This is a genomic window from Staphylococcus sp. NAM3COL9 (genome assembly GCF_001431205.1).
GTDB lineage: Bacteria > Bacillota > Bacilli > Staphylococcales > Staphylococcaceae > Staphylococcus.
The window spans coordinates 81,110-93,702 of the sequence record NZ_LGPC01000006.1 but is presented as its reverse complement, the minus strand read 5'-3'; the positions used below and the strand labels follow the sequence as shown (position 1 = coordinate 93,702).

14 protein-coding genes and 1 riboswitch are annotated in these 12,593 nt (G+C 36.4%); of the genes, 11 read left to right on the top strand and 3 right to left on the bottom strand.

Annotated features, from left to right (window positions below; translation table 11 throughout):
* Positions 1-140: 140 nt before the first annotated feature.
* A riboswitch (guanidine-I (ykkC/yxkD leader) is annotated at positions 141-238 on the top strand.
* A 52-nt stretch (positions 239-290) separates the two neighbouring features.
* From ACA31_RS01585 to ACA31_RS01575, 3 genes are all read left to right on the top strand, one after another.
* Positions 291-617, top strand: a complete 327-nt coding sequence (locus tag ACA31_RS01585) for a DMT family transporter (protein WP_057511639.1) — start codon at positions 291-293, stop codon at positions 615-617.
* Positions 617-931: a DMT family transporter gene (locus ACA31_RS01580; protein ID WP_057511638.1), complete on the top strand. Its 315-nt coding sequence runs from the start codon at positions 617-619 to the stop codon at positions 929-931. Before ACA31_RS01585 ends, ACA31_RS01580 begins: the two co-directional genes overlap by 1 nt.
* A gap of 111 nt (positions 932-1,042) precedes the next feature.
* A complete protein-coding gene (locus tag ACA31_RS01575; protein WP_057511637.1) occupies positions 1,043-1,669 on the top strand; it encodes a LysE family translocator in 627 nt (208 codons plus the stop codon).
* A gap of 98 nt (positions 1,670-1,767) precedes the next feature.
* Here ACA31_RS01575 and ACA31_RS01570 read toward each other — a convergent pair whose 3' ends face one another.
* Positions 1,768-2,133 carry a DUF4870 domain-containing protein gene (locus ACA31_RS01570; protein WP_057511636.1) on the bottom strand — a complete coding sequence of 122 codons (366 nt, stop codon included), beginning with the start codon at positions 2,131-2,133 and terminating at the stop codon, positions 1,768-1,770.
* 140 nt (positions 2,134-2,273) lie between these two features.
* Between ACA31_RS01570 and ACA31_RS01565 the strand changes: the two genes are divergently transcribed.
* Positions 2,274-2,852, top strand: coding sequence for a histidine phosphatase family protein (locus ACA31_RS01565; protein WP_057511635.1), 579 nt, complete (start codon positions 2,274-2,276; stop codon positions 2,850-2,852).
* 41 nt (positions 2,853-2,893) lie between these two features.
* Here the strand turns inward: ACA31_RS01565 and ACA31_RS01560 are convergent, their stop codons facing one another.
* Together ACA31_RS01560 and ACA31_RS01555 are read right to left on the bottom strand one after the other, a co-directional pair.
* The gene (locus ACA31_RS01560; RefSeq protein WP_057511634.1) at positions 2,894-3,109 is read right to left on the bottom strand and encodes a hypothetical protein; all 216 of its coding nucleotides are present in this window, start codon (positions 3,107-3,109) and stop codon (positions 2,894-2,896) included.
* Positions 3,110-3,449: 340 nt separating this feature from the next.
* Entirely contained in the window at positions 3,450-4,076 is a 627-nt protein-coding gene (locus ACA31_RS01555; RefSeq protein WP_057511633.1) for an NDxxF motif lipoprotein, read from the bottom strand.
* Between the two features lie 746 nt (positions 4,077-4,822).
* Here ACA31_RS01555 and ACA31_RS01550 point away from each other — a divergent pair.
* The 7 genes from ACA31_RS01550 to ACA31_RS01520 all read left to right on the top strand — a co-directional run bounded on the left by ACA31_RS01550 (position 4,823) and on the right by ACA31_RS01520 (position 12,582).
* Positions 4,823-5,467, top strand: a complete 645-nt coding sequence (locus ACA31_RS01550) for a GntR family transcriptional regulator (RefSeq protein ID WP_057511632.1) — start codon at positions 4,823-4,825, stop codon at positions 5,465-5,467.
* Positions 5,468-5,483: 16 nt separating this feature from the next.
* A complete protein-coding gene (locus tag ACA31_RS01545; RefSeq protein WP_057511631.1) occupies positions 5,484-6,386 on the top strand; it encodes an acetaldehyde dehydrogenase (acetylating) in 903 nt (300 codons plus the stop codon).
* On the top strand, positions 6,386-7,408 hold the full coding sequence (dmpG, locus tag ACA31_RS01540; RefSeq protein WP_057511630.1) for a 4-hydroxy-2-oxovalerate aldolase: 1,023 nt from the start codon (positions 6,386-6,388) through the stop codon (positions 7,406-7,408). The genes ACA31_RS01545 and dmpG overlap by 1 nt, the downstream gene beginning before the upstream one ends.
* Positions 7,409-7,490: 82 nt before the next feature.
* The gene (locus tag ACA31_RS01535; RefSeq protein WP_057511629.1) at positions 7,491-9,353 is read left to right on the top strand and encodes a V4R domain-containing protein; all 1,863 of its coding nucleotides are present in this window, start codon (positions 7,491-7,493) and stop codon (positions 9,351-9,353) included.
* A 157-nt stretch (positions 9,354-9,510) separates the two neighbouring features.
* Positions 9,511-10,692 carry an acyl-CoA dehydrogenase family protein gene (locus ACA31_RS01530; RefSeq protein ID WP_057511628.1) on the top strand — a complete coding sequence of 394 codons (1,182 nt, stop codon included), beginning with the start codon at positions 9,511-9,513 and terminating at the stop codon, positions 10,690-10,692.
* A gap of 48 nt (positions 10,693-10,740) precedes the next feature.
* Positions 10,741-11,694, top strand: coding sequence for a 3,4-dihydroxyphenylacetate 2,3-dioxygenase (gene hpaD, locus ACA31_RS01525; protein WP_057511627.1), 954 nt, complete (start codon positions 10,741-10,743; stop codon positions 11,692-11,694).
* A gap of 36 nt (positions 11,695-11,730) precedes the next feature.
* The gene (locus ACA31_RS01520; RefSeq protein WP_057511626.1) at positions 11,731-12,582 is read left to right on the top strand and encodes an alpha/beta fold hydrolase; all 852 of its coding nucleotides are present in this window, start codon (positions 11,731-11,733) and stop codon (positions 12,580-12,582) included.
* Positions 12,583-12,593 lie beyond the last annotated feature (11 nt).

Here is a 12,593-nt window from a genome sequence, read left to right as displayed (position 1 = left end):
ACTTTTTAAAATAAAAATGTAAAAAAACACCCGAGTATTTATTGCAAGCGTTTTTAAATGATAATTATTTTAAATTGAGGTGTAAATCAAAGGCTGTGTTTGAAGTTTTTGGGATAAATTGATATGATACAGAGAATTAAATAAAAGCTTTCTAGGGTTCCGCAACGCTTAATGTTGGACTGGTCCGAGAGGAAGCCACATGTTAAATGTGACACGGAAGGATAAAAGCCTGGGAGATAGTAGTGATGACTATCTCTCAGGCTTTTTTTATTTTAATAGGAGGAATATAAATGAATTGGATAAAAATTATTATCGCATCAATATTTGAGGTTGGCTGGGTCGCTGGGTTAACACATGCAACGACAGGTTTCGAATGGGCGTTAACAATTATAGCTATTTTTTTGAGTTTTTATTTGCTTATAGACGCATCGAAAATGTTACCAGTAGGCACGTCTTATGCAGTATTTGTTGGGCTGGGTACAACAGGTGTTACTATATTTGATTTTGCTTTCTTCGGTCAGGAAGTTAATTATGGAAAAATCATTTTAATTCTAACTTTACTTTTAGGTGTGATTTGTTTGAAATTAGTCACACCAGATAAAGGAGGAGAAGCATAATGGCTTGGATATTGTTAATCATTGCAGGTATTTTTGAAATGTTAGGCATTACTTTTTTACATGCTTATACGCATACACGAAAAAAATCTGCTGTCATAGGATTGATAGGCTTCTTTAGCTTGAGTTTCTTAGCTTTATCTATGGCAATGACTCAATTAACTATGAGTACAGCTTATGCGGTTTGGACAGGTATTGGTTCAGTGGGTGGATCAATATTAGGTATGGTTTTTTATAAAGAGTCTACCAATAGCAAAAGAATAATTTGTATTGCAGTCATATTAGCTAGTACAGTTGGTTTAAAATTGTTGAGTTAATATGGAAGTGGTAAAGGAATTTCTAATTAGTTAGTGATAAAAATATAGGCTAGGTGTATTGCGGTAACATAACGTAATTGATACGATGTAGTTAAGATGGAGGTGCATATGATGGAAGGACTTGCAGCATTTATTACGATTACATTAATGATTATTATTGTGCCCGGACCAGATTTTTTTGTAGTAATGAAAAATTCAATTACGTCAGGTAAAGGTAATGGCGCAATGGCTGCGTTAGGTATTACGTCAGCACACGTTATCTATTCATTATTGGCAGTATTTGGCATTATATTTATCTTGGCAAATATGTATTATGTCTTCCTAATGATTAAAATTTTAGGCGCGTGTTATCTGATTTATTTAGGAATTAAAAGTATCATCTGTGCACGTCAAAGTATGAATTTTTCAACATCTCAAATGCAGGCGCAACAGGTTAGTTATTTAAGTTCTTATCGACAAGGTTTTATCAGCACAATATTAAACCCTAAAGCCTTACTGTATTACATAAGTATATTACCGCAGTTTATAACTGCTGGTGAAGGTGTGTCATCTCAAATTGCAATATTATCGGCAGTAGTAACAACGGTTATTCTCATCTGGTTTATTTTTTGCGTATATATATTCCAATATATCAAATTACTTTTTGGAAATAGAAAAATAAAAGCGTTGTTTGATTATGCGGTAGGTGCCATCCTCATTAGTTTATCTATCAGTTTATTATTTAGTAAAAGTAGCTGATTTAACTCAAAAGTATAATGAAAGAAGAGGCTGGGACAGAAATACATGTCTCAGCCTCAATCATTTTCTAAATAGAGTTTCTGAAAAATTGTAATACTTTATGGACGGAAATAAGCATCTTCAGAAATCAATACCTTGATACCACGATATATATTTTTGATTGTATACCAAATTGTTACAATTAATAGAAGGATTGCCACTACAATCGCTATTATTGCAATTGTAGTATTCTGTTGATCGATAATTGTAGTTCCGAACGCTGCGCTTAAAACTAATAGTATTGGCCCAATATACGTTATAATATGATAAACTAATGATTTTGCTGCATGAGTTGAAGCGGGTTTATCAGTTAAAATCCATAGGATAATAGGTAGTATAATTGGTGCAAAGAATATACTGAAATAACTGATTGCTGCTAATACACGACCACTTTGTGTGTCGTGATGTACCATTTTTTCGCTCATTTATATCACCTCAATTGAATAATAACAAGAATAATTATTGAAATATAGATATATTGCTTCATCTAACAGTATTGTAAGATATGAGCTTCGCTAAAAAAATAATGAAATATTGGATTATAAATAGAGAAGAGGTAATCATTATGAAAATTTATTTAGTTCGTCATGGAGAATCGCAGTCAAATTATGATAAAAAACAAGGAAAAAAATACTTTTGTGGTCAATTAGATGTACCTTTAACAGAAAGTGGCGTATATTCGGCCCAATTACTGCAAAGCTACTTTGAAAAAAAGAATATCGAGCATGTGTATATATCTGATTTGACTCGCACGAGACAAACATATAATGCAATATTTGATAAGCACATCCCAGCGAGTGTGACGCCCTTATTAAGAGAGCGTTCTTTAGGCATCTTTGAAGGTGAAATGGTAGATGCAATTGAACAAAATCCCGAATATCATGCTTATTTTAATGATGACAACTTGCTTGCTTTTCGCCATAGTTTCACACAAAAAGCCCTTGAAGGAGAAAGCTATTCGGATGTATTACAGCGTGTTGAACAATTTTTCGAACACGAACTTAATCCAGCTTTAGAGTCTATCGCAATTGTTGCGCATCAGGTTGTAATCAGATGTTTACTTGTTTACTTACGTTATGAAACGAAAGAAACTGTAATTGATAGAAAAATAGAAAACTGTGTACCTTATGAACTTGAAATATAAGACAAACAAAAAACCTGAACTGCGACATGATCGGTTCAGGTTTAATATTTTTTAGCTGCTGTTAAGCTATCATGAAATCCTTGGAATAATGTATTGATATTGTCTAAAAAGCTACCGACAATAACAGCCAGTATGACGTAAGTTACACTTAGCGCAATTGTTTTAAAAGAAACGACGCCATATTTTTCTTTCTTCTCAAAGAGATTAAAAGCTATGAAAATAGCAGCCATGGCACCTATTAAAATAGTTAATATCATAACAGTATGGCCTCCTTAAAATTATTAATGAGCGACTGTGCTTCTAATAACGTATTTCTTAACTTGTATATATCTTAACAAATTAAGCTTTGAGAAAAACAGGATAATCATATTAAAAAACCTTACAATCATGTAAGGTTTTTTACGAGAATAAGTCAGAGTATATCAATGAATGAATAAAAATAGGCTCAACGCCTTTGCCATCACGGAAAGGTGACATGTCATCGTTTTGTAACCTTGGCTAATATTGCGAAACATAAATGAAAAGCATGATGCTAAAACAACAAGCTTTTGACACAAACCTTAAAAATAGATTATTTTATATGTGCGTATTTGTCATTTATTTATCTACTGCGTCACTTTCAATTCCTTTTGAATCCAGGAATTTTTTAATTGATTTTTGCTTTTTATGATTAACATTTCCAGCAACTTTGGCAGGAACGTCAACAACGTTGAGGTCATTATCAGGTTGGTAATCTATTTCTTCGATTTCTTTATCAACGTGTTTAATTGTGCTGTTTAGAGATGTAAAATAAGCGATAATTTCATCGAGGTTATCTTGATAACCGCTCGGTATATTATTATCTTCTACGAAATTCTTAAAATGAAGATCATTTTTAATTGCATTATTTGATAAATCTGTTAAACGTTTTTCTTGTGCATCAGTGATTTTTGTATCTGTACCTATTTGTTTATCTAATTTATATTGCATGAGGTATTTATTATCAATAATAAGTGAGTTAACATTCAAATATTTTTTAATCGCTTTATTCATTTCATCTTCACTAATATCTTCACCCTTTTTATCTGAATGGAAGATATCTTTTTCAGCCAATTTGCTCACATTTTTAGGGGCGTTACGTTCATGATGTTCTTCTTGTTCATCATTCTCTGTATTACCATTTGAACATGCTGCGAGTAAAATAGTTAGCACCAAAACTAACGATAAAAGTATACTTTTCTTCATAAATAATATTGCTCCTTTAATAATAAGTCGTTCTATTTTAACAGTCCCATTGTACGTTTACATACGTTCTTAGAAAATTATAACTTAAGCGTATCATGTAGTGCTATCTATTTGTATGTTGAATTAAATAATAAACGCACAATCTATTGAACAAATTAATGGTGAAAGAGAATAATTGAGATATAAATTTAAAAATCCATTAGATTTTCATTTTAAAATGTTAGGTAATCATTTTACATAAAAAGAGAGTTTGACAAAATATTTGAATAAATAAGAGAATCGGTTTGAAAATCTTAATACTAGAGATTTACGAGCCTTTTTTTATTTGAATATAGTAAATATTGTTTATCGTACGAATTTTATCAGGTTCACTGCTATATCCTACATAAGCAACAATATATTTTAGTGAATATTGTGAGCTTCATTTTACGGAGGAATGGATTGAGCATATAAGTATCGGCCGCAATTTAATAAATATCATACTCTAGCATTGTTGGTTATGCGTGAAAATATTCATGTGACTATCTTTCATACGTATAAAATGACCGAATATGGTAGAAGTGGAGGCCCTTGTGATGCAAAGAAATTAATATATGACAGGATAGGTTGTTTCCTCAGATTTATTCTTGTTTATATTAAAAAGTTTTTAGGATGTTAACTTGACAAAAAGAAAGCGGTTTCTTAAACTGTACTTATGTAACTGTTAATTGTTAACATTTCAGATAATTAAAGGAGATTGCTTTCAAATGATTATAAAGAATAACGTCGGAACTCAAGTTGTGGATCACTTGAGAAAAGAAATCATACTCGGCAAATATGAAAAAGGGGAACCTTTGATAGAGACGAAGCTTTCCGAAGGGCTCGGAGTAAGCAGAGGTCCAATTAGGGAAGCGATTGGACAGCTTGTATCTGAAAACTTGGCGGAAAAATTTTCGAATGGAAGAACGGCAGTCATCGGTTTTGATATTTGTGACATTGAAAACCTTTATGATACTCGGATACTTCTGGAAAATTATGCACTCGGCCAAATATCCAAACCCGTATTCAATGAATATAAAGACAGGCTACTGTTATATATCAACAGAATGCATGAAGCGGAATATTATAAAGAAAGGGATATTGAAACAGACCTAGCATTTCATCAGTTGCTCGTGAAAATGTCAGGAAACAGTTCACTGCTGCATTTGTGGATGACACAGCGTGATATTTTCCGAACGTTGATTGATATCACCAGTGAAGTCACATCTACGAATCAATCGAGCATCATTGATCAGCATGTTGAAATTATTGAAGTATTGGAAAAGCAGGAAGTGAAAAAAGCACAGGGACTGCTCAGAAAACACTTGGAGTCAGCTTGTGACTATTGTTGTAACGGTAAGAAACTACTTTGAAAAGGGGATGTATTGAATGGCGAATGAAAAAATAAAATGTGCAATTATCGGATCGGGTAATATCGGAACAGACTTGATGATTAAACTTTTAAGAAGTGATATTTTGGAAGTAACAGCTCTGATAGGTATAGATCCGGAGTCCAAAGGTCTTAAGCGCGCAGAAGAAAACGGTTTGACTGCAATATCCAATGGTATTGATGGTTTGATAGAACGTCCTGAACTTGCAGATATTGTTTATGAAGCGACTTCTGCCAAAGCACATCTACACAACGCAAAAGTATTGAAGAAACTGGGTAAGAAAGCCATTGATTTAACACCGGCAGCAGTAGGACCGTTCCTTGTTCCTTCAGTGAATCTTAAAGAAGATGAAATTCCGAAGCTAGACAACGTGAATATGGTTACATGCGGTGGCCAAGCAACCATCCCGATGGTTAAAGCAGTATCAAATGTCTTGGAAGTCGACTATGCAGAAATTGTGGCTTCCATTTCAAGTAAGAGTGCTGGACCAGGAACAAGACAGAATATTGATGAGTTCACTATGACCACAGCGAATGCATTAAAAGAAGTTGGTGGAGCCAAGGAATCGAAGGCGATTATCACACTTAATCCAGCCGACCCGCCTATACTTATGAGAAATACAATACATATTCAAACCGCTGGAGACGCTGAAATGAAGCGTGAAGAAATACAGAAATCATTGGATCAGATGCAAGCGAGTGTACAGGCGTATGTATCGGGTTATCGATTTAAAGCAGATCCTGTCATTAAAGGTAAGATCATTACGATATCGGTTGAAGTTGAAGGTAATGGAGACTTTTTACCGGAATATGCAGGTAATCTAGATATCATAACTTCTGCAGCGGTTAAAACAGGGGAAGTAATGGCTGAAAGCATTTTGAAAGAAAGGGTGACTGAATAATGAGAAAAAAAGTGATAATTAATGATGTGACATTAAGAGATGGTATGCACGCAATCCGTCATCAGTATTCAACAGAGCAAATTGCAGAACTGACAAGAGCGATTGATGATTCCGGAGCCGATATTATTGAAGCAACGCATGGGGATGGTCTAGGTGGGAGTTCTATCCAGTATGGTTTTTCAAAAGAAACGGAAGAGGATATTATAAAAACAGCTGTTGCCAATGCAAAGAACGCTAAAATCGGTGTCTTGCTACTTCCAGGTGTCGGAGTGATAGAACACTTGGAACGCGCCTATCAATGGGGGGCGCAGGTTGCACGTGTAGCAACACATTGTACTGAAGCGGATGTATCTGAACAACATATCAAAAAAGCAGTGGAACTAGGTATGGATACTGTAGGATTTCTAATGATGTCGCACCGAACAACGCCGGAAAATCTTCTGGAAGAGGCGAAAAAGATGGAATCCTATGGTGCGCAGACGATTTACGTAGTTGATTCTGCAGGGGCATTGACGATGGATGATACAAGGAAACGAATATCTATATTCAAAGAGAACTTGAACAGTCAAACTAAAATAGGATTCCATGGTCATAACAATCTATCTTTAGGTGTGTCAAATTCAATCGTCGCAATTGAAGAAGGTGCAGACAGAATTGATGCCAGTCTAGCGGGTATGGGTGCTGGCGCAGGAAACACAGCAACAGAACAGCTAATTGCTGTGATGAATAGGATGGAAATCGACCATAATATCGATCTGTATCAGACGATGGACGCTGCTGAAAATCTGATGAAGCCTATGATGGAAAGACCAGTGCAAATCGATCGCTTGTCTCTGACGCTTGGATATACAGGTGTTTATTCCAGCTTTCTACTCTTTGCAGAACGCGCGGGTGCAGAATATGGAGTGGATGCAAGGGATATTTTGACAAGAATTTCTGAAATGGGCGCTGTAGGTGGTCAGGAAGACTGGATTACCGGCGTTGCACAAGATCTGTCTAAAGAAAAACAATCGAAAGTATAATAAAGTAAAGAACATTGCGAATAAGCTCAAGACTAACGGTCTTGAGCTTATTTTGTACGAAAAGAATGAGGAGGATGAAATCATGAAAATTTCCATTGAAGATAAAACGATTGAAAAGGTACATCGAGTAGAACATAATCGTCGCCTGAAGCTTACTCCAAATTCCATGGGGATTTTACGTTTACAGGTAGCGAAGCATATCGGAATTGAACGTATGGATAGTTTTTTATTTCAATTTGGATGGGAGATGGGGGTCGCTGACGGCAAAGAATTATTAAAGAGCGATAAATCTCCGGAGCAACTTGTGATAGACGGTCCCATAGAACACATAGCCAGTGGCCATATCAGTGGTATAGATCATAGGTGTGACATTGAATATTATGAAGATGGATCTTTTAAAACTCTCATCGGCAGGGGAGAGTGGTTTGATTCATATGAAGTGGAACAACATACGAACTATTTCGGAAAATCAACAGTGCCGGTTTGTTATACTCTTGCGGGGTATTCAAGTGGACTGATGTCTACTATTTTTAAGAAACCATTAATTGCCAAAGAAATCACATGTGCTGCTGCGGGAGATGATACATGTCAATGGATAGTCAAACCACAGGAAGACTGGGGAGATGATGTTAAGCAGAATGCGGTCGATCTTTTGGGCCGTAAACCTATCGTAAAAGAACTTGAATACACTTATGATAGTTTGCTAGAACAAACAAAATTTATCACAAGTCTGTCCAATTTCCAGAAAAAACTTACGAATGAAGTAGTTAATGGAAGGACTTTGAAGGATGTCGTTAAAGTGGCAGGTAAACTAATTGGTATGCCATTGACGATAGAAAATCTGTCTATGGAAACAATCGCTTGTTCAGGAATTTCAGATGAAAAAATAGAAAAAATACGTGAAGATATGATGGAAGAAGTACCAGAGTTTTTAGTGAAGGATCAAAGTGAATATATTATTTCATCAGGTGAAAAAGTCTATGTGTTCGAAGAATATGACCGTATAGTAGTCCCTGTAATCGTTCAGAAGCAATTACTAGGTTATTGTACGATGATAGAGAAAAAAAGAAAGGAGGAAGGATATGATGAGGAATATCTTTATCTGGAACATCTAGCAAGCGCAGCTGCGCTTATACTGCTCAGCGAAAAAGCGGTGTTCGAATCTTTGGGGAGGCTGAAAGGAAGTTATTTGGACCAGGTATTGAGTAACGAATTTTCGCCAGCTGAACTTGTAAAAAGAGGAAAATACATTGGTGTGGATTTCACCCAATCTTATCGCGTTGTTGCTGTAAACTACAAAAAACAATTTAAATCCTTGGAAGATGAATTCAATTTTCAGGAGAAATTACTGGATTTATCATATCAATATTATAGGAGAAAAGGAAAGCAGGCATTAACAGGTTTTAAGGACGATAAATTTATCATGCTTATTTTTGAATCTTATTATATAGATAATATCTTAGACGATTATATCAAATACATCCATGAATATCTCGGTTGCACTAGTCTACAGGTTGGTATTAGTAGTCATATGGAAAATATTAAAGATGCGATTAAAGGATTCGATGAGGCGTGCATCGCTCTCAGATTGACGGTCCGTAAAAACCGACTTTCCTATGACGAGCTAGGTATCGTCGGTTTATTAATAAATTCAAATAATATGGAAAGCATACAACTTTTAGCAGAAAAAGAATTGAAAGGACTGTATGTATCTAAAGATGAAAAAAAGCATGAGCTATTTGAGACATTATATTACTTCCTAGGTAATGGAGGTAATTTGAAAAATACCGCTTTGGATTTATCTCTGTCTATGAGTGGACTGAGGCATAGAGTTCAGCGTATAGAAGATATATTGCAAAAAGATTTGAGAGACCCAGAAGTAAGTAACAGCCTACTTTTAATCATGAAAGCACTCATCGTGTTGAAGGATATAAAAATATCTTAAATTAAATCCAAAACATCTGTGATGGCAAAAAGTGTTCATTAATTTAATTTTAATGGTCATTGTTTGTCCTAGTTATAAATAAATTAATATTCTATACTTATAAACAACATTGAAAGCGCATACAAAACAGAAAATTCTGATGAAAGGATGTTTTTTAATGACTCAACAATTGTCTACACAAATTAATTTAAATGAAGAGGAACTTTTAGAAGGAGCCAAAAGAGTAGGTGAACTTGCAGAAAGCCAAGCTCGAGAAGCTGAAGAAAACGCAAGTGTCTCTCGGGAGGTTGTCGATCTCATGAAAGAGGTTGGGATTACTAAAATGATGATTCCAAGAAATCAAGGAGGACCAGGTACAAGTTTAAAAACATTCGTCAAAGTATTAAGAACTGTTTCAAATTATAATGTATCTGCTGCATGGCTGTCATTCTTATATCCGTTGCATAATATGCTTCCCGCATATTTGCCTCAAGAAGGCCAAAACAGAATTTATAAAGATGGCGGTCTGATCTCAGATATCTTCGCAGCCGTTGGCAAAGCAGAGAAAGTAGATGGTGGCTATAGAGTAACTGGAAAATGGAATTTTGTAAGCGGGGTCAACCATGCAGACTGGGTTGGCGTTGGAGTGAAAGTTAAAGATGAGACAGACAAATCGAAAACTCTCCTCCCTATCATCCCCGTTGAACAATTAGATGTAGTTATAAATTGGGATACATTCGGTTTAAGAGGGAGTGGCAGCAACCAGGTTAACGCAGATAATGTGTTTGTACCTGATGAAATGATTTTCGATGTAGATGAAGCGGTTGATACACGTAGACCTCATGAAGAAAATTATGATACGGATTATCCCCTTTATCACGTGCCTTTATTCCCGGCATTCTACTTCGGTTTCCCGGTAATGGCAGTCGGGGCAGCGGAAAGAATGATTGAAGAGTTTAAGACATCCACTGAAAAACGAGTACGTCTGATGGATGGTGTGAGGGAAAGTGAGTCTCCAAGAAGCCAAAGAGTGCTAGCAGAAATCACAACTGAGTTTAAAGTCGCTGAAGCGCTCCTCGATAAATATATATCGTTACTTGAAGACTACGAAAAAGATGGTTGTAAAACACCGTACTCTGAGTTTTTTGCATTAAGAACGAAGATAATAAAAAATACAGTGGATATCGGAACACGAATCCTACTTACTCTCGGTGGCGGCGCATTATACAAAGGCGGTCCGATTGAATTGTTCTACAGAGATTTGATGTCACTCGCTACACACAAAACTTCCTTATATGAGGATGCTGTAGCTGCATACGGACAGGACCTGTTTGGGATTGAGAGTCACGTTAGAGGATAGTATACAGTTAGAAATTACTGATAATTTCATAAAAAAGGCGGAATGATTATGATTTTAAGACTTGGACAAATTGAACTTTATGTTACAAACCTTCGAGAATCAGAAAAATTTTATGTAGATACATTAGGATTTATCAAAGTAAATAAAACGAAAGAAAGTTTATACCTTAAAGCAACGGATGAGTTTGATATCTATACCCTCATCCTGACTCAGAAAGAAGAAGCGGCTCTGGCAAGTTTTAGTCTGAGAGTATCCAGTGAAGCATACCTAGATGAATTGCAGAAAAAGCATGAAAAGATGGGCATCGAAACTGAGATGATTGAGAGCAGTCATCCGGGACGTGGACGTACTTTAAGAGTTGCTGAACCAAGCGGACACCCTGTAGAGTTTTATCACCACATGCAACAGGTTGATGTTGGACAGGGAGGCCCCGGTGTTGAAAAATTACCGATGCGTAATACGCATACATTCAATGGTATCCCTCCAGTAAGCATCGACCACATGAATCTGCGTGTGAGAGATGTCGATAAGGCATGGGAATACTGGGAATCTATCGGTTTTAGTATATCTGAATATGTACAGGATGGCGACGAAAAATTTGCAGCATGGACGAGAGCTAAGGCTTCTACACACGATGTTGCGCTTGTAAAGCAGGAAGAAACAGCGCTTCACCATATCGCCTACATCGTTGATGGTGTTGCAGGTGTTGTACGCACAGCGGATATACTTGCTGATGCAGGATACAGAAATGCTGTCGAATACGGTCCAGGTCGCCACGGAGTAACTAATGCATTCTTCCTATATGTCCGAGATCCAGATGGGCATCGCATTGAAATATACTCAGGTGACTACAACCGTGATACGGATCTTCCACCAATCGGCTGGACCAAGGAAGATTATGATGCTAACGGTAGACTATGGTGGGGTCCGGCCGTGCCTGAACGTTTTTTTGAAACAACACCAGTAAATAATGATTGGTTAAAACCGAAAATTAACAACTAGATCAGGATCGAATTTAAAAATGAGAGGAGAATTTTCATGTCACTTTGGACTGAAGTACAAGATATTGAATTCAAATTATATTATTTAGATGCTAATGGTGTGAAGACAAGGGTGATGGAATCTGGAACAGGTGATCCGCTTATTTTGATGCATGGTACAGGAGGTCATATTGAGGCGTACGGCAAAAACATAAAAGGTCTAGCTGAAGATTTCAGGGTAATCTGTATTGATATGCTCGGACACGGTTATACGGATAAGCCCGAAAAGCCTTATGGTATTGACGCATACAGCGATCATTTGTTTAATGTGATCAACGCACTTGGTCTTGAAGAAGTATTTCTTTCAGGAGAATCCCTTGGTGGATGGGTCGCTGCATGGTTTGCTGCAGAACATCCGAAATATGTTAAAGCAATGGTACTAAACACACCAGGTAACGTAAACAGTGATCCAGAAATCATGTCTAGGCTTAGAGCGTCCACAATAAAAGCAGTTGTCGAAGCAAACTATGAAAATGTCAAAACAAGATTGGAATGGCTGATGTACGACAAAAGTGTCGTAACGGATGAATTGATTCAGTCAAGATACGATATCTATACACAGCCCGCTTATCAGAAAGCAGTGTATAACATAGTTCACCTACAAGACCCAGAAGCACGTAAAAAATATATTTGGGACCCTTCTTGGTGTAGCAAGATCAAAGCACCAACTTTGCTTGCATGGACAGATCATGATCCAACTTCTACTGTAGAGCAGGCAAAGCCGATTAAGGAGATGATTCCAGGGGCAGAACTTACTGTGATTAAAGATGCTGGTCATTGGCCACAATGGGAGCAAGTTGAAGCATTCAATCAAGTTATCAAAGATTTTCTGAAAGCACCAGTGAAGTAATTTAAATAGAT

Excerpts from the sequence above, each read along its gene's own strand:
- ACA31_RS01570 (WP_057511636.1), bottom strand. The coding sequence starts at position 2,133 with ATGAGCGAAAAAATGGTACATCACGACACACAAAGTGGTCGTGTATTA.
- ACA31_RS01530 (WP_057511628.1), top strand. The coding sequence starts at position 9,511 with ATGACTCAACAATTGTCTACACAAATTAATTTAAATGAAGAGGAACTT.
- ACA31_RS01585 (WP_057511639.1), top strand. The coding sequence starts at position 291 with ATGAATTGGATAAAAATTATTATCGCATCAATATTTGAGGTTGGCTGG.
- ACA31_RS01550 (WP_057511632.1), top strand. The coding sequence starts at position 4,823 with ATGATTATAAAGAATAACGTCGGAACTCAAGTTGTGGATCACTTGAGA.
- ACA31_RS01535 (WP_057511629.1), top strand. The coding sequence starts at position 7,491 with ATGAAAATTTCCATTGAAGATAAAACGATTGAAAAGGTACATCGAGTA.
- ACA31_RS01580 (WP_057511638.1), top strand. The coding sequence starts at position 617 with ATGGCTTGGATATTGTTAATCATTGCAGGTATTTTTGAAATGTTAGGC.
- ACA31_RS01560 (WP_057511634.1), bottom strand. The coding sequence starts at position 3,109 with ATGATATTAACTATTTTAATAGGTGCCATGGCTGCTATTTTCATAGCT.
- dmpG (WP_057511630.1), top strand. The coding sequence starts at position 6,386 with ATGAGAAAAAAAGTGATAATTAATGATGTGACATTAAGAGATGGTATG.
- ACA31_RS01575 (WP_057511637.1), top strand. The coding sequence starts at position 1,043 with ATGGAAGGACTTGCAGCATTTATTACGATTACATTAATGATTATTATT.
- ACA31_RS01565 (WP_057511635.1), top strand. The coding sequence starts at position 2,274 with ATGAAAATTTATTTAGTTCGTCATGGAGAATCGCAGTCAAATTATGAT.
- ACA31_RS01545 (WP_057511631.1), top strand. The coding sequence starts at position 5,484 with ATGGCGAATGAAAAAATAAAATGTGCAATTATCGGATCGGGTAATATC.
- ACA31_RS01555 (WP_057511633.1), bottom strand. The coding sequence starts at position 4,076 with ATGAAGAAAAGTATACTTTTATCGTTAGTTTTGGTGCTAACTATTTTA.
- hpaD (WP_057511627.1), top strand. The coding sequence starts at position 10,741 with ATGATTTTAAGACTTGGACAAATTGAACTTTATGTTACAAACCTTCGA.
- ACA31_RS01520 (WP_057511626.1), top strand. The coding sequence starts at position 11,731 with ATGTCACTTTGGACTGAAGTACAAGATATTGAATTCAAATTATATTAT.